Origin of the sequence: Rhizobium mesoamericanum STM3625 (genome assembly GCF_000312665.1) — a bacterium.
Lineage (GTDB): Bacteria > Pseudomonadota > Alphaproteobacteria > Rhizobiales > Rhizobiaceae > Rhizobium > Rhizobium mesoamericanum.
On the sequence record NZ_HF536772.1, the window covers coordinates 2,577,862 to 2,600,573 of the forward strand.

Annotated in this window: 24 protein-coding genes; 20 read left to right on the top strand and 4 right to left on the bottom strand. The window is 57.8% G+C overall.

Going from position 1 to position 22,712, the window contains the following annotated elements; translation table 11 throughout:
* Positions 1-101: 101 nt before the first annotated feature.
* The 7 genes from cysE to BN77_RS12710 all read left to right on the top strand — a co-directional run bounded on the left by cysE (position 102) and on the right by BN77_RS12710 (position 6,699).
* Positions 102-935 (top strand): serine O-acetyltransferase, encoded by an 834-nt coding sequence (cysE, locus tag BN77_RS12680; RefSeq protein WP_007532350.1) that lies wholly within the window; start codon positions 102-104, stop codon positions 933-935.
* A 126-nt stretch (positions 936-1,061) separates the two neighbouring features.
* Positions 1,062-1,265: a DUF3126 family protein gene (locus BN77_RS12685; protein ID WP_007532353.1), complete on the top strand. Its 204-nt coding sequence runs from the start codon at positions 1,062-1,064 to the stop codon at positions 1,263-1,265.
* Positions 1,266-1,503: 238 nt separating this feature from the next.
* Positions 1,504-1,926 carry a DUF3597 domain-containing protein gene (locus BN77_RS12690; protein ID WP_007532356.1) on the top strand — a complete coding sequence of 141 codons (423 nt, stop codon included), beginning with the start codon at positions 1,504-1,506 and terminating at the stop codon, positions 1,924-1,926.
* 230 nt (positions 1,927-2,156) lie between these two features.
* A complete protein-coding gene (locus BN77_RS12695; RefSeq protein ID WP_007532358.1) occupies positions 2,157-2,528 on the top strand; it encodes a phasin family protein in 372 nt (123 codons plus the stop codon).
* 258 nt (positions 2,529-2,786) lie between these two features.
* Entirely contained in the window at positions 2,787-3,140 is a 354-nt protein-coding gene (gene clpS, locus BN77_RS12700) for an ATP-dependent Clp protease adapter ClpS (RefSeq protein ID WP_016553814.1), read from the top strand.
* A gap of 10 nt (positions 3,141-3,150) precedes the next feature.
* Entirely contained in the window at positions 3,151-5,652 is a 2,502-nt protein-coding gene (clpA, locus tag BN77_RS12705) for an ATP-dependent Clp protease ATP-binding subunit ClpA (RefSeq protein ID WP_007532363.1), read from the top strand.
* 63 nt (positions 5,653-5,715) lie between these two features.
* Complete coding sequence (locus BN77_RS12710; protein ID WP_244426178.1) at positions 5,716-6,699, top strand: phosphatase PAP2 family protein; 984 nt, start codon at positions 5,716-5,718, stop codon at positions 6,697-6,699.
* Here the strand turns inward: BN77_RS12710 and BN77_RS12715 are convergent.
* From BN77_RS12715 to BN77_RS12730, 4 genes are all read right to left on the bottom strand, one after another.
* Positions 6,696-7,121, bottom strand: a complete 426-nt coding sequence (locus tag BN77_RS12715) for an HIT family protein (protein WP_007532367.1) — start codon at positions 7,119-7,121, stop codon at positions 6,696-6,698. The genes BN77_RS12710 and BN77_RS12715 overlap by 4 nt on opposite strands.
* Before the next feature lie 53 nt (positions 7,122-7,174).
* A complete protein-coding gene (locus tag BN77_RS12720) occupies positions 7,175-8,365 on the bottom strand; it encodes a GNAT family N-acetyltransferase (RefSeq protein WP_007532369.1) in 1,191 nt (396 codons plus the stop codon).
* 78 nt (positions 8,366-8,443) lie between these two features.
* Positions 8,444-9,163, bottom strand: coding sequence for a glycerophosphodiester phosphodiesterase (locus BN77_RS12725; RefSeq protein ID WP_007532371.1), 720 nt, complete (start codon positions 9,161-9,163; stop codon positions 8,444-8,446).
* Positions 9,163-9,630 (bottom strand): RidA family protein, encoded by a 468-nt coding sequence (locus BN77_RS12730; RefSeq protein WP_007532372.1) that lies wholly within the window; start codon positions 9,628-9,630, stop codon positions 9,163-9,165. The genes BN77_RS12725 and BN77_RS12730 overlap by 1 nt, the downstream gene beginning before the upstream one ends.
* 137 nt (positions 9,631-9,767) lie before the next feature.
* Between BN77_RS12730 and BN77_RS12735 the strand changes: the two genes are divergently transcribed.
* The 13 genes from BN77_RS12735 (at position 9,768) to lpxA (ending at position 22,712) form a co-directional block, all read left to right on the top strand.
* Positions 9,768-10,604, top strand: a complete 837-nt coding sequence (locus BN77_RS12735) for a cell envelope integrity EipB family protein (RefSeq protein ID WP_007532374.1) — start codon at positions 9,768-9,770, stop codon at positions 10,602-10,604.
* Between the two features lie 114 nt (positions 10,605-10,718).
* Complete coding sequence (locus tag BN77_RS12740; RefSeq protein WP_007532376.1) at positions 10,719-11,423, top strand: pentapeptide repeat-containing protein; 705 nt, start codon at positions 10,719-10,721, stop codon at positions 11,421-11,423.
* 223 nt (positions 11,424-11,646) lie between these two features.
* Positions 11,647-12,414, top strand: coding sequence for a 30S ribosomal protein S2 (gene rpsB, locus BN77_RS12745; RefSeq protein ID WP_007532378.1), 768 nt, complete (start codon positions 11,647-11,649; stop codon positions 12,412-12,414).
* Positions 12,415-12,655: 241 nt separating this feature from the next.
* The gene (tsf, locus tag BN77_RS12750) at positions 12,656-13,582 is read left to right on the top strand and encodes a translation elongation factor Ts (RefSeq protein WP_007532380.1); all 927 of its coding nucleotides are present in this window, start codon (positions 12,656-12,658) and stop codon (positions 13,580-13,582) included.
* A 92-nt stretch (positions 13,583-13,674) separates the two neighbouring features.
* The gene (gene pyrH, locus BN77_RS12755; protein ID WP_007532381.1) at positions 13,675-14,397 is read left to right on the top strand and encodes a UMP kinase; all 723 of its coding nucleotides are present in this window, start codon (positions 13,675-13,677) and stop codon (positions 14,395-14,397) included.
* A gap of 51 nt (positions 14,398-14,448) precedes the next feature.
* A complete protein-coding gene (frr, locus tag BN77_RS12760; protein ID WP_007532383.1) occupies positions 14,449-15,009 on the top strand; it encodes a ribosome recycling factor in 561 nt (186 codons plus the stop codon).
* 43 nt (positions 15,010-15,052) lie between these two features.
* Positions 15,053-15,799, top strand: a complete 747-nt coding sequence (locus tag BN77_RS12765; protein WP_007532385.1) for an isoprenyl transferase — start codon at positions 15,053-15,055, stop codon at positions 15,797-15,799.
* Positions 15,799-16,632, top strand: a complete 834-nt coding sequence (locus BN77_RS12770; protein WP_007532388.1) for a phosphatidate cytidylyltransferase — start codon at positions 15,799-15,801, stop codon at positions 16,630-16,632. Before BN77_RS12765 ends, BN77_RS12770 begins: the two co-directional genes overlap by 1 nt.
* A 28-nt stretch (positions 16,633-16,660) precedes the next feature.
* Positions 16,661-17,794: an RIP metalloprotease RseP gene (gene rseP, locus BN77_RS12775; protein WP_007532390.1), complete on the top strand. Its 1,134-nt coding sequence runs from the start codon at positions 16,661-16,663 to the stop codon at positions 17,792-17,794.
* A gap of 195 nt (positions 17,795-17,989) precedes the next feature.
* Complete coding sequence (bamA, locus tag BN77_RS12780; protein WP_007532392.1) at positions 17,990-20,326, top strand: outer membrane protein assembly factor BamA; 2,337 nt, start codon at positions 17,990-17,992, stop codon at positions 20,324-20,326.
* A 49-nt stretch (positions 20,327-20,375) separates the two neighbouring features.
* Positions 20,376-21,437, top strand: a complete 1,062-nt coding sequence (gene lpxD, locus BN77_RS12785) for a UDP-3-O-(3-hydroxymyristoyl)glucosamine N-acyltransferase (RefSeq protein WP_007532394.1) — start codon at positions 20,376-20,378, stop codon at positions 21,435-21,437.
* Positions 21,430-21,897, top strand: a complete 468-nt coding sequence (fabZ, locus tag BN77_RS12790; RefSeq protein ID WP_007532396.1) for a 3-hydroxyacyl-ACP dehydratase FabZ — start codon at positions 21,430-21,432, stop codon at positions 21,895-21,897. Before lpxD ends, fabZ begins: the two co-directional genes overlap by 8 nt.
* Positions 21,894-22,712 carry an acyl-ACP--UDP-N-acetylglucosamine O-acyltransferase gene (lpxA, locus tag BN77_RS12795; RefSeq protein ID WP_007532398.1) on the top strand — a complete coding sequence of 273 codons (819 nt, stop codon included), beginning with the start codon at positions 21,894-21,896 and terminating at the stop codon, positions 22,710-22,712. The genes fabZ and lpxA overlap by 4 nt, the downstream gene beginning before the upstream one ends.

Genomic DNA, 22,712 nt, shown 5'->3' on the forward strand with positions numbered 1-22,712 from the left:
GCACTTCAGGACGGTGCGGGAACGATTCCCGAACCACCCATTTATGTCAAAAGGTTTTTGGCCTATATAGAGGCAATCCTACGCATACGAGGAGACCATTCATGGTCGCAAAGACAGACATTCGCTCCCTTGAGACAGGCAATCCGCTCAAGGTGATGGATCCGATCTGGGATAGCCTGCGCGAGGAAGCGCGTGCTGCCGCGGAAAATGATCCTGTGCTTGCCGCATTTCTCTACTCGACCGTGCTGAACTATCGGTCGCTTGAGGAGTGTGTGATCTACCGCATCTGCGAGCGTCTTGACCATCCGGACATGCAAGCGATTCTGCTGCGTCAGACCTTCGATCAAATGTTGGACGATTGGCCGGAATGGAGTGCCATTCTGCGCGTCGATATCCAGGCGATCTATGACCGCGACCCCGCATGCCTGCGCTTCATGGAAGCCGTGCTCTATTTCAAGGGGTTTCACGCGCTGCAGACGCACCGCCTCGCACATTGGCTGCTGAGCCGCGGCCGGCGCGATCTGGCACTCTATCTGCAGAGCAGATCGTCGAGTGTTTTCCAGACCGACATCAATCCCGCAGCGCGTATCGGCAGGGGCATCTTCCTCGATCATGCGACCGGGCTCGTGGTCGGCGAGACCGCTGTCATCGGCGATAACGTCTCCATCCTGCACGGCGTCACGCTCGGCGGCACCGGTAAGGAAGGCTCGGATCGGCATCCGAAGATCGGCAGCGGTGTCCTGATCGGCGCCGGCGCCAAGATCCTCGGCAACATCGAGATCGGCTATTGCTCGCGCATTGCCGCTGGCTCTGTTGTGCTGAAGGCGGTGCCGCCCAAGACGACCGTGGCGGGTGTGCCTGCCAAAGTGGTCGGGGAAGCAGGGTGTTCGGAACCGTCGCGAATAATGGATCAGGTGATCGGCGCAGACATCTGAGCCACTGGTTGGCCTAACTGTTTCGTATATCGGCGGGGATAGCGTCGGTGCGTCTGTCCCCTGCCTTTACAGCGCCGTCTTTCCTATGCAAGAAGCGGCCAATCGAGACCGCTCAGGAGATGCAGTGTGAAGCCCGAAGAAATCAAGAAACTCGACGCCTATTTCAAGCGCACGTTCAACCCGCAGGTGATCGTCAAGGCGCGCCCGCGAAAGAACGATTCTGCTGAAGTCTATCTCGGCGAAGAATTTCTGGGTGTCGTCTATATCGATGACGAGGACGGCGATCGCTCCTACAATTTCTCGATGGCGATCCTCGACGTCGATCTTTGATCTCAGATTGACGGGCGGCCTGCCTTTTCGCCACCCGCCCGCCTGCCCAGCCCGCGACCGCAAGCGGCTGGCTTCTTGGGGCGGATCGCTCGGCCGATCTGCGATGCAAACGTTCGATTGTTTCTTTTCGAAGAGCAATCCCTGGCAGAAAAACCAGCCGCTTTCTCTGGACCACTCCGCCGGATGCTCCATCTCCCCCCTTGAGCATATGCTTTAGCGCCAATGGAGGATGCCGAGGATGGGTATTTTCGACAAAATCAAGCATGCGATTTTTGGAGAGGCCGTGGCCGCTCCGGTCGCAGCGTCGGTCACTCCGGCGCCATCGGCCACTGCAGCAGCGCCAAACGTAGCGGCGGCAGCCACACCACAGCCGACATCGGCAGCCTCGTCGTCGCAAGCGGCGGCGATCGACATCGTTCCACTGTTGGACGCGGCGGTGAAGAAGAGCGGACAGAAGCTGGATTGGCGCCATTCGATTGTCGATCTCATGAAGGCTGTCGGTATGGACGCGAGCCTTGTGGAGCGCAGAGAGCTTGCGACAGAACTCGGTTTCAAAGGCGATCCACACGATACCGCCACCATGAACATGTTCCTGCACAAGGCGTTGATGAAGCGACTCGCCGAAAACGGCGGAAAGGTTCCTGCGGAGCTTCTCGATTGACGTCTTACCCCTATTAGCGCCGCGGCGACATTTCTGGCAAAGCTTCTGGTTGCGGCGCCCCTGATATATTTTAGCAAAATCAATTATAGAAGATTGGCCATCCGGTTCCGTCCCCAGCGAAACGTAACCGGTACAATCATGGATTGTTTTGCAATGCACAATAGCGCTTGACTATTTGTGCGTTGCAGCTAGGCTTCATCGCGTTCCAGAGGCCAAGGAGGATGATGGTCATGTTGAATTTCGATGAAGCCAACCGGAAGAGCAAGGAAGCCATGGATACGATGCTTAAGAGCTATTCGGATACGGCCAAGGGTTTCCAGGCGATCGCCGCCGAGGCCGCGGAATATTCCAAGAAATCCTTCCAGGACACCGTCACGCATTTCGAGAACCTGTCCGGCGCCCGTAGCCTTGAAGCGGCGTTCGAGTTGCAGACCAACTATCTGAAAAGCGCTTACGAAAGCTTCGTCAGCGAAGCCACCAAGCTCGGCGAAATGTATTCTGACCTCGCCAGAAGCGCCTACAAGCCATACGAAGCACCCGTTGCCACAGGCACCGTCAAGGCGACGAAAGCGGCCGCAGTTGTCGCCCCCGCGGCGGCGTAGAGATGCGCGGCGCAAGCCGCTCAGCCCTTGAAAATTAAGGACCGGCTACGCATCTGTGGCCGGTCTTTTCTTTTTTCACGATGCCCGTCAGCTGCGATCGCCGGTTTCTGTGTCTTTGCATCAAGACCGACCGAATTGTGATTGCAGTGTGAAACGAGGGGCTTAAAATCGCTCCAGGATGGACTAAGTTAGTATTTCGAATATTCGGCGGGAGAACACGCCTCCCAAGCCCGCTGGAGTGATCGAGGAATGAAGGAAATGATCGCAGAGCCGATCCGGATGCAGAACGATAGCGAAAGGAACGGGGACAACGGAAATCGCGGAACCTCGGTCATCACACGCACGAAACCGAAGACCAAGAAGCCCAATCTCTACCGCGTGCTACTCTTGAATGACGACTACACTCCCATGGAATTTGTCATTCATATTCTGGAGCGTTTTTTTCAGAAGGATCGCGAAAGTGCTACCCGCATCATGCTTCACGTCCACAATCATGGCGTCGGCGAGTGCGGGATATTTACATACGAGGTGGCGGAAACGAAGGTGAGCCAGGTGATGGACTTCGCCCGGCAGCACCAGCATCCGCTGCAATGCGTCATGGAAAAGAAGTGAGGATCTGAACGTGCCAACATTTTCGCCTAGTCTTGAGAAGGCGCTCCATCAGGCACTGACCTTTGCCAACGAGCGGCATCATGAGTATGCCACGCTCGAGCATCTGCTGCTCGCCCTGATCGACGATGCCGATGCGGCCGCGGTTATGGGCGCCTGCAATGTCGACCTCGACGCGCTGCGCAAAACGCTTGTTGAATATGTCGATAACGAACTCTCCAATTTGGTCACTGGCTATGACGAGGACTCCAAGCCGACCTCCGGCTTCCAGCGCGTCATCCAGCGGGCGGTGATCCATGTGCAGTCGTCGGGCCGCGAAGAGGTAACAGGGGCTAACGTCCTGGTTGCGATCTTCGCCGAGCGCGAGAGCCATGCAGCCTACTTCCTGCAGGAGCAGGAAATGACCCGTTATGATGCCGTCAACTACATCTCGCACGGGATCGGCAAGCGGCCGGGCTCCTCAGAATCGCGTCCGCCCCGCGGCACCGACGATGGCGAATCCGAGAACAAGCCGGCCTCGCGTGGCAGTAGCGATCAGGAAGAGGGGAATTCCAAGAAGCAGCAGGATGCACTGAAGGCTTACTGCGTGAACCTCAATGAAAAGGCCAAAAGTGGCAAGATCGATCCGCTGATCGGCCGGCAGGCTGAGGTCAATCGCACGATCCAGGTTCTGTGCCGCCGTTCGAAGAACAACCCGCTCTATGTCGGTGATCCCGGCGTCGGCAAGACGGCGATCGCCGAAGGCCTTGCCAAGCGGATCGTTGAAGGAAAGGTGCCGGAAGCCTTGGCCGATGCCACCATCTTTTCGCTTGATATGGGCACGCTGCTGGCTGGCACACGCTATCGCGGCGACTTCGAGGAGCGATTGAAGCAGGTTGTCAAGGAACTGGAAGACTATCCGGGCGCCGTGCTGTTCATCGACGAGATCCACACCGTCATCGGTGCGGGTGCGACGTCGGGTGGCGCGATGGATGCTTCCAACCTGTTGAAGCCGGCTCTGTCTTCCGGCGCGATCCGCTGCATCGGTTCGACCACCTATAAAGAATATCGCCAGTTCTTCGAGAAGGACCGTGCTTTGGTTCGTCGCTTCCAGAAGATCGACGTCAATGAACCGTCGATCGATGATGCGATCGAGATCATGAAGGGGCTGAAGCCCTACTTCGAAGAGTATCACCACCTGCGCTATTCGAACGAGGCGATCAAGACGGCCGTCGAATTGTCGGCCCGCTACATTTCGGACCGCAAGTTGCCCGACAAGGCGATTGACGTCATCGATGAGACCGGTGCTGCCCAGATGCTGCTACCTCCGTCCAAGCGCCGCAAGCTGATCACCGAGAAGGAGATCGAGGCTACAGTCGCAACGATGGCGCGCATTCCGCCGAAGACCGTGTCGAAGGACGACGAAACTGTTCTTGCCAACCTAGAGAAAGAACTGCGCTCGGTCGTCTATGGCCAGGATACGGCGATCGAAGCTTTGTCGACCTCGATCAAGCTCGCTCGAGCGGGCCTGCGCGAACCGAACAAGCCGATCGGCTCCTACGTCTTCTCCGGTCCGACCGGCGTCGGCAAGACCGAGGTTGCCAAGCAGTTGGCGTCGTCGCTTGGGGTCGAACTCCTGCGCTTCGACATGTCCGAATACATGGAGCGGCACACTGTATCGCGCCTGCTCGGTGCACCTCCCGGCTATGTCGGCTTCGACCAGGGCGGTCTTTTGACCGATGGCGTCGACCAGCATCCGCATTGCGTCGTGCTCCTCGATGAAATCGAGAAGGCGCATCCTGACATCTACAACATTCTGTTGCAGGTGATGGACCACGGCACGCTGACCGACCACAACGGCAAGAAGATCGACTTCCGTAACGTCATCCTGATCATGACCACCAATGCGGGCGCGTCGGAGATGGCCAAGGCCGCAATCGGCTTCGGTTCGTCCAAGCGCACGGGCGAAGACGAGGAGGCGTTGACCCGCCTGTTCACGCCCGAGTTCCGCAACCGCCTCGACGCGATCATCCCATTCGCGGCGCTGCCGACGGAGGTCATCCACAAGGTCGTACAGAAGTTCATCATGCAGCTCGAAGCCCAGCTTTCCGAAAGGAATGTTACCTTCGATCTGCACGAGGATGCGATCGCTTGGCTGGCTGAAAAAGGTTACGACGACAAGATGGGCGCCCGCCCGCTTGCCCGCGTGATCCAGGACGTTATCAAGAAGCCGCTCGCCAACGAGATCCTATTCGGGAAGCTACGGAAAGGCGGCGTGGTCCACGTCACCGTCGGCCCGAAGGAAGACGGAAAGCCAGGCATCATTTTGGAAGCGGTGCCCGATAGCGCCCCGATCAAGCCGAAGCCGGAAGCAGAAGTCGTTCATCCCGAGGCCGATGATGAGGACGATGGCGAGCTGAAGACGAAGGTCCGCACCAAGAAGACGACGGCCAAGAAGGTAAAGGCAGACGTCGAACACCAGACAAAGAGCCCACCCAAGAAGGGCAGTGCGGTTCCGAGAGTTCCGAAGAAGTAATTTGACAAAGGCGGCTCGAACAGCCGCCTTTTTCTTTCTCGGGATCGCTTAGACAATTCTTAAATGAACAGGCTTTATATCGGCTCCAGCAAGGAGCTCACGATGGCGTTTCTGCCGGCCGAACGTTTCATCAGTTTAATCATCGCGACCCTGGCGCTACTCGATGCCTGCCTGTTGCTATTGAAAGGCGTTGGTATCGACGTTGCCGGATATGCGAGCCTCGTTGCTTGCGGCGCGTTCCTGCTTGCGCTTGGCCAGTTCTATCGCGCGGTCCGCCGCAACGAACGGATTGCGGTGACGGCCACTGCCGCCGGCCTCTTCGTGCTATTTACGATCGCCGGGTCGATCTTCAACTATCTGCTCCTGCCGCTGCGGCTTTCTCCAATCGATCCGCTGCTTGCTCGCTTTGATGCTGCTTTGGGTTTCGATTGGCCGGCTTTCGTGACGTGGGCGTCGCACTTTCCGCGGGCAGGGATGCTGCTGCAGATGGTTTACGCTACGTCGTTGCCACAGCTGGCTGTTATACTGCTGGTGCTAGGGCTTGGCGGACGGATAAGATTGCTTCACCACTTCTTGATGACGGGCGTGATCGGAGCCTTGACGGCAATCATTTGCTGGTTCTTTTTTCCGTCATTCGGTCCGGCGTCGATTTACGCACTGCCTGCGGATGTGACGCAGCGTGTCCCGCTCGCGGCCGGCCCAGATTATGGCGCTCAACTTGTTCAGCTTGGACGAAATGGCGCGGCTTATCTGACGCCTCGCAACGCGCTTGGATTGATCGGATTTCCGTCATTCCACACGGTCATGGCGGCCATGTCGGCGTCTTTCATGCTGCGGTGCGGAGCACTTGGTTTGCCGTTTCTGCTTTTGAATGTTCTGATGATGCCCGCAATCATCATACAGGGCGGGCATAATCTTGCCGATGTTCTTGGTGGGTTACTTGTCTTCGGCGTGGCCTATGCGATCGCTTTAGCGGCCCTGCGACAGCTTGAAAGACGCAGGGCAAATATCGAACCGAAAGCGCAGCTGGGACCGCTACCTAGTTAAAGCTCGGCCATGATCTTTTCCGCATGAGCCGCGAGCACGGCATTGTCTTCCATCTGCCCCGAATGCGGACGCAGGGCCGTACCTTCATATCGTGGGATGACGTGGAAGTGCAGGTGAAAGACGGTCTGGCCGGCGGCGGGCTCGTTGAACTGGCAGACGAAGACGCCGTCTGCATCGAAGGCTTCCTTGACGGCGTTGGCGATCTTCTGGACAACCGGGATCGTTTTGGCGAGAACGACCGGGTCCGCATCGAGAAGGTTGCGTGACGGCGCCTTGGGCAGGACGAGCACGTGACCAGGAGCCTGCGGCATCACGTCCATGAAGGCGATCGTGTCGTTGTCCTCGTAAATGCGGTGCGAGGGAATTTCGCCGCGCAGGATCTTGGCGAAGATGTTGTTGTTGTCGTACGAAGCGCTGGTCATGCGAAATCTCCTCGTTGCTCTTTTGACCGCGTAGCGCGCAAGGGGCGAAAGCGTCAATCCTCCTGCTGGCGCTCACCCTTTCGAAACGGGCTGTGCTCTGTCAGGATCTCGTTCATGTGCTCGATGTCGTCGCGCTCCCGCTCGAGATAGTCGGCGATCGCGCGCCGCAGCCCGGCATGCGCGACGAAGTGCGCCGAGTGAGTTGTCACCGGCAGGTAACCTCGGGCCAGCTTATGTTCACCCTGCGCGCCGGCTTCCACTCGCTTGAGGCCTTTTTCAAGGGCAAAATCGATTGCCTGATGGTAGCAGACTTCGAAATGCAGAAACGGGTGGTCTTCAACGCAGCCCCAATGACGACCATAGAGAGTGTCACCGCCGATGAAATTGATCGCGCCTGCAATATAGCGACCATTCCGCTTCGCCATCACCAGCAGGATATCATCGGGCATGCGCTCGCCGATCAGCGAGTAGAACTTCCGTGTCAGATAGGGCCGGCCCCACTTTCTCCCGCCAGTGTCCATGTAGAAGGCGAAGAACTGGTCCCAGATCCGTTCGGTCAGGTCGCTGCCGGTCAGCCAATCGATACTGATACCGTTTTCGAGCGCGGTGCGGCGTTCCTTGCGAAGTGCCTTGCGCTTGCGTGATGCAAGCGTTTCGAGAAATTCCTCGTGATTGGCGTAGCCTTCATTGATGAAATGGAACTGCTGATCGGTCCTGTGCAGGTAGTCCTCGCCCTCGAAGATGCCGATTTCGTCCTCGGGAACGAACGTTATATGAGCAGAAGAGACGCCAAGCCGGCGCACGACTTCCTTGAGGCTCTCGGCTATGGCGTGCTGGATCGGCAGGCGTTGAAGACCTTCGGCGACAAGCAGACGCGGGCCGGTCGCGGGCGTAAAGGGAATGGAGCATTGCAGTTTCGGATAATAGCGTCCGCCCGCCCGCTGGAAAGCATCGGCCCAGCCGTGGTCGAAAACGTATTCGCCCTGGCTATGGTTCTTGAGATAGCCGGGCAGGGCACCGATGAGCTCGCCTTTGTCGGTTTCCAGTAGAAGATGGTGACCCATCCAGCCGGTCTGTGCGGTCGCCGATCCTGATTCCTCCAGCGAGGACAGGAAAGCATGCGACACGAAGGGATTGTAGGCGAGTGTGCCGCCGTTCGGGGAAGTCCCGGAAAGCTTCGACCAGCTCTCCGGGGTAATCGCGGTGAAAGACCGCTCGATGCGGATTGAAAGTTCGTCTGTCATGGGGCGAATGCGAGACCGTTTGGGAGGAGAATAGGGCTCACCAACAGTCTGCGCATGATCTTGTCCAAAAAGCGAGCATCAAACCGATACGCGCGGATCGAATCCCTCGAATGTCATCTGGTCGGCATTCTCAAAGGTATGCTTGCGACCCTTTTCGTCACGCACGGTCCAGGTGATGACCACGATGCCCTTCTCGCGTTGCGCCGTGATGAACGGATTAGGCAGGTCGGCGAAGAAATAGGAAATGAAGTCAAGTCCGAGTTCCATGGCCTTTTCATGCACTTCGAATTCTTGCGCTTTGTTGCCACCTGCCGTTAGGCCAAGCGGATAAGGAGCATTGAGTGCCTTCAAGTCGCGAAGCAGCCAATGGTCGAAGCTCATGAGGGCGACTTTGCCTTCGTATCCTTCTAGAACATCGAGAACGGCTTCTGCAAATCCCTCGTCATCGGCCTCGCGCCCCTTCAGTTCGATAACCAAGGGAACTTGGCCCTTTACCAGATCGAGAAGTTGCCGCAGCGTGGGGACCTTGTCGGCCGTTCCACCGACTGAGATGAGGCCGAGTTCTCGTGACGTCCGCTCGCGCACGTCTCCCTTTAGATTGCAGAGGCGCTCCAGGTCCTCGTCATGGAAGACAACCGGTACGCCATCGGACGCATAGTGCAGGTCGCATTCGATAGCGAAGCCTGCGTCGACCGCGCGCGAAAAGGCCGAGAGCGTGTTTTCCCACACTGCCTTGTTGAGGTCATGAAAGCCGCGGTGGGCGACCGGCTGTTCCTTAAGCCATTCAGCTGAGGTCATCAGGCAATTTCCACGATCGCATCGATTTCGACAGCAGCATTCATCGGCAGAGCGGCCATGCCGACGGCGGCTCGTGCATGCCTTCCGGCCTCACCGAGAACGCCTGCGATCAGGTTGGAGGCGCCATTGAGGACGAGGTGCTGTTCCACGAAGTCGGGCGTCGAGGCTACGAAGCCGTTAAGCTTGAGGACGCGCTTGATGCGGCCAAGATCGCCGCCAAGAGCGGCGCGCGCCTGGGCGAGAATGTTGATGGCGCAGAGTTCTGCAGCCCGCTGCCCGGTCGTAACGTCAACATTCTTGCCCAGATGGCCAAGGACGGCGATCTTGCCATTCTCGAGCGGCAGTTGCCCGGAGATGTAGAGGAGGTTCCCGCTGATAACATAGGGAACGTAGTTTGCGGCCGGTGCGGCTGCCTCAGGCAGGGATATCCCCATTTCTTTCAGGCGCGCATTGATTTGATCGGACATTTTCCTCTCCGCTTTTATTGTCAATAGTTCTAAAATTATGCATCAAGGCTTGGAATCTAGATTGTGACATTTTCGAGCCTCGATTTGGCCGAAAGCGTTCTTATAACATTGCAGGCGAGTGCAACAGGAGATTGTCAATGTTCCGATCGAGTCTTGCCGCAGTTCTTTTGGCGAGCGTTTCGACGACCGCCTTTGCGGCTGCGCCAGCGACCAGCGCCGCGATTGCGACGGGCCTCGTCGCTCATCGGGCGGTCTACGATCTGGAATTGAAGGATGCTTCCGAACGCTCCGGGATCTCCGGCATGTCGGGCCGTATGGTTTATGAGTTCGACGGCAACTATTGCACGGGCTTCACGACGAGCTTCCGGTTTGTGACGCAGATCGACACGGGCGATGCCGTTCGCGTCAGCGACCAGCAGACGAAAACTTTCGAGAACCTCAAGGATCGACGGTTCACGTTCGACACGAAATCCTTCACTGACGACCAGCTCGACAAGGAGGTCAATGGTGCCGCGCAGGATCAGGCTGAAGGGATGAAGGTTGCTCTGACCCAACCAACCAGCAAGGAATTGCAGCTCGCCGCGAGCCGGTTCCCGACGGAGCATATGTTGGACGTGATCGAGAACGCCAAGGCTGGCAAGCGCCTGTTCGAGGCGCGCGTCTTCGACGGCTCGGATGATGGCGACAAGGCGCTGGTAACGACAACCGTCGTCGGCAAGCAGGTGGCGCCTGCGAAAGATGAGGCCGATGCGGGCAATGCGGGAGCCTTTGCCAAGGCTGCCTTCTGGCCGGTTACGATCTCGTATTTCAATGAGAACACAAAGACGGACGCTTTGCCTGTCTACCGGATGTCGTTCAAGCTCTACGAAAACGGCATTACGCGCGATTTGACGATGGACTATGGCGACTTTGTCTTAACCGGTCGGCTGGCGAAGCTCGAACTGCTCGACAGCAAACCGGCGGCCTGCAAATAATCGTCGGCGTACGCTCGTCGCGACAATTGTCGGTATGTCTAAGTAAACCCTCTCTATGCTACGAATCCGGAATGGCGCTGATTTGGGCGTAAGAGTCGGATTGGAGTGAGGATCTTGGCAATACGGCATGGTATATTGGGTGGCATCTCAACCGGCCTGGTGGCGCTGACATGGCTCGCAAGCGCTCCCGCATGGGGGGCGAATTGCAGCAGCGCGCCGGTGGCAGGCATCGATTGGGGTGGATGCAGCAAGAAGAATGTCATGTTGCAGGGGAGCGACTTTCGTGGTGCCAACCTTGCTGACGCCGATCTTAGTCTGACCAATCTCAGCGGCACGAACCTGACCTCCGCGAATCTGGAAAAGGCGACGCTGGTGCGCGCCTGGTTCACGGGCGCGCAGGCCGGTAACGCGAACTTCTCGAAAATCGAAGCCTATCGGTCCGGCTTCGAGAGTGTTTTTGCGGAGGGGGCCTCGTTCGCCGGCGCGGAGCTGCAGCGTGCCAATTTCAACGGCGCAAAGCTCACGGGCGCGAATTTCGAGAAAGCCGAGCTCGGTCGTGCGAATTTCAGCAAGGCGGTGCTGACAGGCGCGACGTTTTCGCTCGCCAATCTTTCGCGTGCCGACCTCAGCGGCGCCACCTTTGACGGGCCGATCGCGTTCGATCGTGCTTTCATGTTTTTGACGCGAATCGAAGGGCTTGATCTATCCGCTGCAACCGGTCTTGAACAAGCGCAGGTCGATCTCGCATGCGGCGATGCGAAGACCAAATTGCCGGTCGGCCTTTCAGCGCCGGCAACCTGGCCCTGCGCCTCCGATTGACGGAACGTCGTGGGGACATGCCAATAGGGGTGGTTCCCGCTTCCTTTGTCGCTTTTTTCACAGGAAGCCTTGCTTTTCCGCAAAAGGGGAGGTAAGGGCACCCGCATTCCACACGTAAGGCATGGGATTGTCCGGGAGAAATCCGGATCGTTCCGCCCGGTGGCGTCCTCGAAGAGGGTGCTGTTAGCCTTGCGGAGGTTCAACCGGAAAAGGATAACAAGGCATGGCATTGCCCGATTTTTCTATGCGCCAGCTCCTCGAAGCAGGCGTCCACTTCGGCCACCAGACTCACCGCTGGAACCCGAAGATGAAGCCGTACATTTTCGGCGATCGTAACAACATCCACATCATCGACCTCGCTCAGACCGTTCCGATGCTGTCGCGCGCCCTGCAGGTTGTCTCCGACACCGTTGCTCGTGGCGGCCGCGTTCTCTTCGTCGGCACCAAGCGCCAGGCTTCCGAGCTGATCGCTGACTCGGCCAAGCGTTCCGCTCAGTACTACGTCAACTCGCGTTGGCTCGGCGGCATGATGACCAACTGGAAGACGATCTCCAACTCGATCCAGCGCCTGCGCAAGCTCGACGAGATCCTTGCTTCCGAGCAGTCGGGCTACTCCAAGAAGGAGCGCCTGAACCTCGAGCGCGAGCGCGAAAAGCTCGACAAGGCTCTCGGTGGTATCAAGGACATGGGCGGCACGCCCGACCTGATGTTCATCGTCGATACCAACAAGGAAAAGATCGCGATCGACGAAGCCAAGCGCCTCGGCATTCCGGTTGTAGCGATCATCGACTCGAACTGCGATCCTGATCTGATCGATTACCCGATCCCGGGCAACGACGACGCTTCGCGCGCCATCGCTCTCTACTGCGACCTGATCGCGCGTGCTGCCATCGATGGTATCGCACGTCAGCAGAGCTCTTCGGGCCGCGACCTCGGCGCTTCGATCGAAGCTCCGGTTGAGCCGGCACTCGAAGGCGAAGCCGAAGCCTGATAGAAGAAGCAGGCGGGCCCAGAGGTTCGCCATGCTTTCCAGAGGTTGGGAAAGGCCGCTCGCGACTCTAGAAGTTCGGCGGCCTTGACTGTTTCAGGCGGGAGAATCCAGTCTCTCGCCATACAAGTTTCGTTATGACGCGTCTTTCATCACGCTGTCATACATACAGGTACATTTCGTGCCTCAATCCGGTGCCGCACCGCCTTCGCGGGCCACCGTTTGAACCGACAAGAGGAAGCTTATGACCGAGATTACGGCTGCACTGGTGAAGGAACTGCGCGAGAAGTCCGGCGCAGGAATGATGGACTGCAAGAAGGCGCTGATGGAAAACAACGGCGACATCGAAGCGGCGATCGACTGGCTGCGCGCCAAGGGCATTGCCAAGGCCGACAAGAAGGCTGGCCGCGCCGCCGCTGAAGGCCTGATCGCCATCGCCGGCGCCGGCCACAAGGCTGTCGTCGTTGAGCTCAACTCGGAAACCGACTTCGTTGCCCGTAACGATGCCTTCCAGGATCTCGTCCGCGGCATCGCCAACGTTGCGCTGTCGACCGATGGCACGGTTGAAGCCGTCGCGGCTGCGACCTACCCGGCATCCGGCAAGCCGGTCGCAGACACCATCAAGGACGCGATCGCAACCATCGGCGAAAACATGACGCTGCGCCGCGCTGCCAAGCTCGAAGTCGAGCATGGCGTTGTCGCGACCTACATCCACAACGCTGCTGGCGAAGGCATCGGCAAGCTCGGCGTTCTTGTTGCCCTGAAGTCGGAAGGCGACAAGGCCGTTCTGACCTCGATCGGTCGCCAGGTCGCCATGCACATCGCTGCGACCAACCCGCTCGCCATCCGCGCTGAAGAAGTTGACGCGGCGGTTGCCGAGCGCGAACGCAACGTCTTCATCGAGCAGGCTCGCGAATCCGGCAAGCCGGAAGCCATCATCGAAAAGATGGTCGAAGGCCGCATGCGCAAGTTCTTCGAAGAGGTTGCTCTGCTCTCGCAAGCTTTCGTGATCAACCCCGACCTGACGGTCGGCGCTGCGGTCAAGGAAGCTGAAAAGGAAGCCGGCGCTAAGATCGAAGTCGTTGGCATGGCACGTCTTCTCCTCGGTGAGGGTGTCGAGAAGGAAGAAAGTGACTTCGCTGCAGAAGTGGCTGCGGTCGCCAAGGGCTGATCGACCTATACATGTGAAAACCGAAGGGCATCGCGTGACAACGCGGTGCCCTTCGTGTATCCGGCAGACAGATAAATATACGAGGAGCCACGATGTCGTCAGAGCCTGTTTACAAGCGCGTTCTACTCAAGGCTTCCGGCGAAGCCCTCATGGGCAGCCAGGGATTTGGAATTGATGTAGCGGTCGCAGACCGCATTGCAGCCGACATAGCCGAGGCGCGACAGATGGGCGTGGAAGTCGGCGTGGTCGTCGGCGGTGGCAACATCTTCCGTGGCGTTGCGGTTGCCTCCAAGGGCGGCGATCGCGTCACGGGCGACCACATGGGAATGCTCGCGACCGTCATCAATGCGCTGGCGCTGGCAACGTCGCTGCGCAAACTGAACATCGATACTGTCGTTTTGTCGGCCATTGCCATGCCCGAGCTTTGCGAGAGCTTTTCGCAGCGTGCAACGCTCTATCACCTGTCGCTTGGCCGCGTCGTGATCTTCGCGGGCGGTACGGGCAACCCGTTCTTCACGACGGACTCGGCAGCGGCGCTGCGCGCGGCCGAAATGGGGGCGGAGGCGATCTTTAAGGGAACTCAGGTCGATGGTATTTATTCGGCTGATCCGAAAAAGGATCCTGAAGCGACCCGCTTCGACCATCTGACGCACAAGGAAGTCCTTGATAAGGGACTGGCCGTCATGGACGTTGCGGCAGTGGCCCTCGCACGGGAGAATGCCATTCCGATCATCGTCTTCTCGATCCACGAGAAGGGTGGTTTTGCTGAAATCCTCAAGGGCGGTGGCCTCAAGACCGTCGTCTCTGATAACTGATTGAGTGGGCGGCCGGCGTGCCGCAGCTTCTACCAAGACGGGAGCAATAAAATGACTGAAGGCATCGACATCAAGGAACTCAAGCGCCGTATGGACGGTGCGATTTCCGCGTTCAAGCACGATATCGCATCGCTGCGTACAGGCCGCGCCTCGGCCAACATTCTCGACCCCGTCATGGTCGAGGCCTACGGCTCGCGTGTGCCGCTGAATCAGGTTGCCAATATCACCGTGCCAGAGCCCCGCATGCTATCGGTCTCGGTATGGGACAAGTCGATGGTCAATGCGACCGACCGCGCGATCCGCGAATCGAATCTTGGCCTCAATCCGATCATTGATGGGCAGAACCTGCGCATCCCGCTGCCGGAACTGAATGAAGAGCGCCGCAAGTCGCTGGTGAAGGTCGCTCACGACTATGCCGAGAAGAGCAAGGTCGCGATTCGCCATGTGCGCCGTGACGGCATGGACGGCCTTAAGAAAGCCGAAAAAGACGGTGTGATTGGCCAGGACGAAAGCAGAGCGCAATCAGATCGTGTGCAGAAGATGACCGACGAGACGATTTCTGAGATCGACCGCTTGCTTGGCGACAAGGAAAAGGAAATCATGCAGGTTTGAGGCGCGCTGCGGCTGCGCCTTTGCTGCAAGAACCGGACGGGAAATGTCGGAACGAACATTTTTGACTGTGCCAGAACACGTTGCCATTATCATGGATGGCAATGGCCGATGGGCAAAGCAGCGCGGGCTTCCGCGGACGATGGGGCACCGAAAGGGCGTTGACGCCGTGCGCGAGACTGTGCGCGCTGCGGGGGACGCGGGGATCAAGTATCTCACGCTCTTTGCTTTTTCATCGGAGAACTGGCGCCGTCCGGAAACTGAGGTTTCCGATCTCCTCGGATTGCTGAAGGCCTTCATTCGTCGCGACCTGGCGGAGCTCCATCGCCAGAACGTGCGCGTGAAGGTGATCGGCGACCGCCATAGTCTCAAGAGCGATATCCTCGATCTTCTCGTCGACGCAGAAGAGACGACGAAGTCGAACACCGCGCTGACCCTCGTCATCGCCTTTAATTATGGGGCGCGCGACGAAATCGCTCGCGCAATGGCAAGTCTTGCGCGTGACGTGGAGGCAGGACGGCTGAGGGCGCAGGACATTTCTCCCGCGCTCATCGATGCGCGGCTTGACACGGCAGGCATCCCCGATCCCGATCTGATCATTCGCACCAGCGGTGAAGAGCGCCTCTCCAATTTCCTTCTCTGGCAGGCCGCTTACTCCGAGTTCATTTTCGTTCCCGAGTATTGGCCAGATTTTAGCAGGGACATTTTCTATTCGGCGTTGGAGACCTTCGCGTCACGTGACCGGCGTTTCGGCGGCCTGGTGGCACAGACGAGTGCGGCAGTGGGCATCTGATGCAGCAGGAGTTGAAGCTACGCCTTGTCTCCGGAGTGATACTTGCTGTCGTCGTTCTGCTCGCCACCTGGTATGGCGGAGTGGCGTTTAGCCTGTTGTCGGCATTGATCGGGCTGTTGATCTACTATGAATGGTCAACCATTACGAAGCTCGCCGCACAGCAGCCCGTCGCCAATGCCATCGGTTGGATAGGGCAGGCAGCAATCGCTGTGGCCGTTGTTGCGGGCACCCTGGGATATTCTCTGCTTCTCCTGGTGCTCTTCTTCCTGATTGCCGTCGGCTTTGTGCTTGCGTCGGGCGTATCACGATGGTTTCCGACGGGGATGGTGTATGCCGGGCTTACAGGAATAGCACTTTCTGCTATCCGCGGTGCCGATAGCGTCGGGCTCTTCGCGATGCTCTTCGTATTCGCAGTCGTGTGGTCGACAGACATCCTTGCCTATTTCGTGGGGCGCGCGATTGGCGGCCCGAAGCTGGCGCCGAAGATATCTCCTGGAAAGACATGGTCGGGCGCTATTGGCGGTGTCGTCTCGGCAGTGATCGCCGGCAGCCTGGTTGTCTATTTCGCGTTTCCGGAAAGCGTGGTGCTTTCGGCGCCGATCGCATTCATTCTGTCGGTCTGCAGCCAAACCGGCGATCTGTTTGAATCCTTCATCAAACGCCGCTTCGGCGTGAAGGATTCAAGCCATCTGATCCCTGGGCATGGCGGCGTCATGGACCGTGTCGACGGGCTCATTTTCGCCTCCTTTGCAGCGTTCTTGCTAGCTGGGTTTTTTTCGCTGATAAAAGGCGGCGAAATAATATCCCTCGGTGCAGCCTTGTTCGGCGTATAATGTCTGCAAAGGCTGGCGGAAAGATCGGATGCTTGGCTTGACCGGTATACTAGCGTTCCTGACGGGCTATATGGTGCCCTTCGTTCTGGTGTTGTCGTTGCTCGTCTTCGTGCACGAGATGGGTCACTATCTTGTCGGGCGCTGGAGCGGCATCCGCGTATTGGCATTTTCGATTGGCTTCGGTCCCGAGTTGCTCGGTTTCACCGACAAGCATGGAACCCGCTGGAAGCTTTCCCTGATACCGCTTGGCGGCTACGTCCGCTTTTTCGGCGACGAGGACGTATCGAGCAAGCCCGACGAAGATAAACTCGCTGCCATGTCAGCAGAGGATCGGGCTCGTTCGTTTGCCGGCGCGAAACTGTGGAAGCGTGCGGCGACCGTCGCCGCCGGCCCAATTGCAAACTTCATTCTGGCGATTGCGATTTTTGCCGTTCTTTTCTCGATCTACGGCCGATCGGTCGCAGATCCCGTTGTGGCAGAAGTCAAGCCGGGCAGTGTAGCTGCCGAAGCCGGCGTGATGCCGGGTGACCTTTTGATCGCCATCGATGGTACGAAAGTCGAGACGTTTGATGATGTGCGCCGCTACGTCAGTATTCGGCCCGAGCAGCGGATCATCGTAACGATTGAGCGCAACGGCGAGAAGCTGGATGTGCCGATGGTGCCAGCCCGGACGGATATGACCGATCAGTTCGGCAACAAGATCGAAATCGGACTTATCGGTATCGTCACGAACCAGGAGGTCGGCCACTTCAGAGTGCAGACCTATTCGCCGCTGCAGGCGGTGAAGGAAGGCGCGATCCAGACCTGGAACATCGTAACGGGAACCTTCAAGTATATTGGCAATCTGGTCTCGGGGTATATGAAACCCGACCAGCTTGGCGGACCGATCCGTGTCGCGCAGGCGTCCGGCCAGATGGCAACGTTGGGCGTTGCAGCTTTGCTGCAGCTCGCGGCTGTCTTGTCGGTTTCCATCGGATTACTGAACCTGATGCCGGTTCCGGTACTTGATGGCGGTCATTTGATGTTCTATGCGATTGAAGCGGTGAGGGGAAAACCGTTGGGTTCGTCTGCGCAGGACATTGCGTTCCGCATTGGCTTGGCGATGGTTTTGAGTCTGATGGTTTTTGCCACCTGGAACGATATAAGTGCTTTGATTGGCTGATTGCTGGACGAGGGAAAATTACCGTTTATTTACGATGTTTCAAAGCTGTAGTGGCCAATGCGTCACGCTTTGAAATGAAGTAAACAGAAATTAACTTGCTCCCTTGCTTGTATGTCAAAAGCGGGTAAAACGACACACGTGGCCGGAATCGGGGGACGCCTGGAGCCGGGGACGAGAAAAAAGGTAATGGGTGAAATGAAGGCTGGTTCAAGATTTTTGAACGCAGTATCGGCGGTTGCGCTGTCTGCAGGTATTGTTGCTTCGGGGGCAGGTGCAACGGTTATCGTCTCGGCTACGACGGCAGAAGCTGCAGTTATTCAGCGTATTGATGTACGTGGCGCGAGCCGTGTCGGTGCTGAGGCTGTTCGCTCGAATCTCACGATCCAGCCGGGCAAGAGCTTCTCCAATGCCGATATCGATGACTCGGTTAAACAGCTCTACGACACCGGCTATTTTTCGGACGTCAAGATTTCCGTTTCGGGCAGCACTTTGGTCGTTTCCGTCCAGGAAGCGAAGCTTATCAACCAGGTCGTCTTTAACGGTAACCGCAAAATCAAGGACGACAAGCTTGCTGCCATCGTGAAGACGCATGCGGCTGGACCTTTTAACGACGCTCAGATCCAGGCAGACATTCAGGCCATCAAGGATGCGTATGCCGCTACCGGCCGTAGCGAAGTCAAGGTGACCACACAGGTCGTGCCGCTAGGTGAGGGACGGGTCAATCTGGCCTTCGTCATCGACGAGGGTGATCGCACCAAGATCGACGCTATTAATTTCGTCGGCAACAATGCCTATAGCTCCGGGCGTCTTGCCTCTGTCATCAACACGAAGCGCTCCAACTTCCTGTCGTTCCTGACCCGCAAGGACGTCTACAGCGAAGATAAGCTTCATGCAGACGAAGAGGCGCTGCGTCAGTTCTACTATAATCGCGGATATGCCGACTTCCGTATCATCTCGTCGGATGCGGTTTTCGACGAGGCAACGAACAAGTACACGCTGACCTTCAACATGGAAGAAGGGCCGCGCTACAATTTTGGTCCCATAACGGTGCAGTCGACCGTTCCCGGTATCGATGCCAACCAGCTCCAGGGGCTTGTTCGCACGCGCGAGGGACAGGTCTACAGCGCCAAGGAAGTCCAGAAGTCCATGGAGGCGATCTCCGATCAGGTCGCTTCAGCTGGCTATCCGTTTGCGCGCGTCACGCCGCGCGGCAACCGCGATCTGGGCAACAACACGATTGGCGTCGAATACCTGGTCGATCAGGGTGAGCGCGCCTATGTCGAGCGCATCGAAATTCGCGGCAACAGCCGTACGCGTGACTTTGTCATTCGTCGCGAGTTCGACATGAGCGAAGGCGACGCCTTCAACCAGCAGATGATCACACGGGCAAAGCGCCGCCTCGAGGCTCTTGGCTACTTCTCGTCTGTCAATATCTCGACACAGCCTGGCAGTTCGCCGGATCGCGTTGTTGTCGTCGTTGACGTTCAGGATCAGTCGACCGGTTCGTTCGGTATCGGCGCAGGCTATGCCGCCGGTGGCGACGGTCTCATTCTCGAAGCGTCCGTTGAGGAAAAGAACTTCCTCGGTCGTGGACAGTACATCAAGATCAGCGCTGGTGGCGGTCAAGAGGGCTCGCGGACCTACGGCCTGAACTTCACGGAACCTTACTTCCTGGGTTACCGTCTGGCCGTTGGTTTTGACCTTAACCACAGCGAGACGTCGAGCAACGACAACTACGACTACGAGGAAAACAGCGGCGTACTGCGTGCGACGGCGCCGATCACGGAAGATCTGGCAACGACGTTCCGCTATAACTACAAGCAGATGAAGTATGACCCGTCGGGTTCGCTGAGCGATCTGTCTGCGCCGTATCAGAACCTCGTCGAGAATAGCCCATGGGTAAAGTCGTCCATTTCGCAGACGCTGACCTACAACACGCTAGATGACATGACGTTGCCTCGTGAAGGCATCTACGCAAGCCTCACGCACGAAATTGCAGGCTTGGGCGGTGACTCGCACTTCTACAAAATCTACGGCAAGGCACGCTATTACCACCTGCTGGCAGACGATGCTGACATCATTGGCTCGGTCACGGGTTCGGCAGGCTATGTTGTCGGCTTTGACAAGCACCTGAACGTCTTTGATCAGTTTACGCTGACGAACGGCGATATCAGAGGCTTCGAGAACAAGGGTATCGGCCCACGCATTGCCGGTGCAAACGACGACCCGCTCGGTGGCACGACCTATTTCACGGTCTCGGCTGAAGCGACGTTCCCGCTACCGGCCGTTCCGCGCGACTTCGGCTTGCGCGGCGCCGTGTTTGCCGATGCCGGCACGCTGTTTGGCAATGATGTCGACCCGCTCGGTGATACCGTCAACGGTAAAGACGCTTCCTTGCGTGCCTCTGTCGGTGTCGGTCTCATGTGGGCATCGCCATTCGGTACGCTGCGCGTCGACTACGCCATTCCGGTTGCCAAGGAAGACTTCGACAAGACTCAGAACTTCAAGTTTGGCATAAACAACCAATTCTGATATCGGCAGTCCGGAACCGTAAACCGAATTCCGTTCTGGAGATTTGCCGATGGAGCAAAATGGTTTTTTTCTGCCCCATGATGGCGTGAGACTCTCGGAGTTGGCGCAGTATCTTGGGGCAGACCTTGCTGATCCCAAAGACGCAGATGTTATAATCCGCTCCGTTTCGCCCGTAAATCGGGCGAAAGCGGGTGATCTCTGTTACATCATGTCGAAGAAGAGCAAGGACGAGCTCGCGACCTGTGCGGCATCTGCCGTGCTTTGCAGCGCTGGCCTGAGATCGCTGGTGCCCGATCACCTGCCTGTTTTGATTTCAAAGAACGCTCATGCGGCCTTTGCCATGGCGGGGGGCTATCTCTACCCGAAGGCACTTCGGCCGGAATTGTTGTTATCCGAAGGAACAGGCATCTCTGATCACGCGGTTGTCGATAAGACGGCGCGCCTGGAAGGCAAGATCTCGGTCGAACCATTCGCGATCATCGGTGCGCATGCCGAAATCGGCGAAGGCACACACATTGGAGCAGGCGCGATCATCGGGCCAAACGTCAAGATCGGCCGCAATTGTACGATCGCGGCCGGCGCCAGCGTGCTGTGCGCACTCGTGGGCAACGGCGTCGTCATTCATAATGGTGCGCGCATTGGCCAGGATGGCTTCGGTTATGCTCCAGGTCCGCGCGGGATGATCAAGATCGTTCAGATCGGCCGGGTCATCATTCAGGATCATGTCGAGATTGGCGCCAATACGACGATCGATCGCGGTACCATGGATGATACCGTCATCGGCGAGGGTACGAAGATCGATAATCAGGTTCAGATCGGCCACAATGTCCGCGTCGGGCGCCATTGCGCCATCGTTTCCCAGGTCGGTATTGCCGGCAGCACGGTCCTTGGTGATGGTGTGCAGATCGGCGGACAGGCTGGGCTGAACGGACATATCAAGATCGGTGACGGAGTGCAGATTGCCGCAAAGAGCGGCGTGATCGGAGACATACCCGCCGGCGAACGTTACGGTGGTGTACCCGCGCGTCCCATCAATGATTTCCTGCGAGAGACGGCAGCTATATTGGCGCGATCGACGGGCAGCAAGAAAACGGGAGAAAAGAATGACTGAGGAAGCCAAGACTTCGCTCTCTTCGGCAGACATCATCGAGATTATGAAGCTGCTGCCACATCGCTATCCGTTCCTCCTTGTGGATCGGATCATCGATATCGACGGCGACGAATCCGCGATCGGCATCAAGAACGTGACCGCAAATGAACCGCATTTCACCGGTCACTTTCCGGACTCGCCAATCATGCCCGGTGTTCTGCTCATCGAAGGCATGGCACAGACGGCCGGCGCGATCTGCGCCAAAAAGCAAGGCGAGACCGGGAATCTTGTTTACTTCATGACGATAGACAACGCGCGATTCCGCAAGCCGGTCGTTCCCGGCGATCGTGTCGAATATCACGTGAAGAAACAGAAGCAGCGCGGTAATATCTGGAAGTTCCATTGCGATGCTAAGGTTGACGGAGCGCTCGTCGCCGAAGCTGACATCGGCGCGATGATCGTGCGCAAGGATCAGGCATGAGCAACATTGCAGCCAGCGCCAGCATTCACGCCATGGCGGTCGTCGAAGACGGGGCCGTAATCGGCGAGAACGTCAAGATCGGTCCTTTCTGCCACGTTGGGCCGAAGGTCGTGCTGGGTGACAATGTGGAACTGCTTGCGCATTCTGTTGTTGCCGGCAGGACGACGCTTGGTAAGGGGTGCAGGGTTTTCCCGATGGCCGTGATCGGCGGCGATCCGCAGAGCGTTCATCATGGCGGCGAAGAGACGACCTTGACGGTCGGCGATAATTGCACGTTCCGGGAAGGCGTGACGGTCAATACGGGTACCGCCGACTTCGGTGGCCAGACGATTGTCGGCCATAACAACCTTTTTCTGGCGAATTCGCATATCGCCCATGATTGCCGGGTCGGAAACAACGTCATCATGTCCAACAATGTGATGCTCGCCGGCCACGTCACGATCGAGGATCGCGTCATTCTGGGTGGCGGCTGTGCTGTGCATCAGTTTACGCGTGTCGGCCGGCAGGCCTTTGTCGGCGGCCTTTCTGCCGTCAGCTATGACGTCATTCCCTATGGCATGCTGAATGGCAATCCCGGTCTTCTGAGCGGCCTTAACGTCGTTGGCATGACCCGGGCTGGAGTTGATCGAGCCACGATCCATACCGTGCGGCGCGCCTACAAGGCGATCTTCGAAGGCGACGGTTCAATCCGTGACAATGCCGCCGCGATCCGAGAGGAGTATGCCGATTGCGAGCAAGTCATCCAGATTCTCGACTTCATCGCCGCTGAAAGCGATCGTGCTCTTTCCTCTCCGACCAGGGGACAGAAAGGGTAA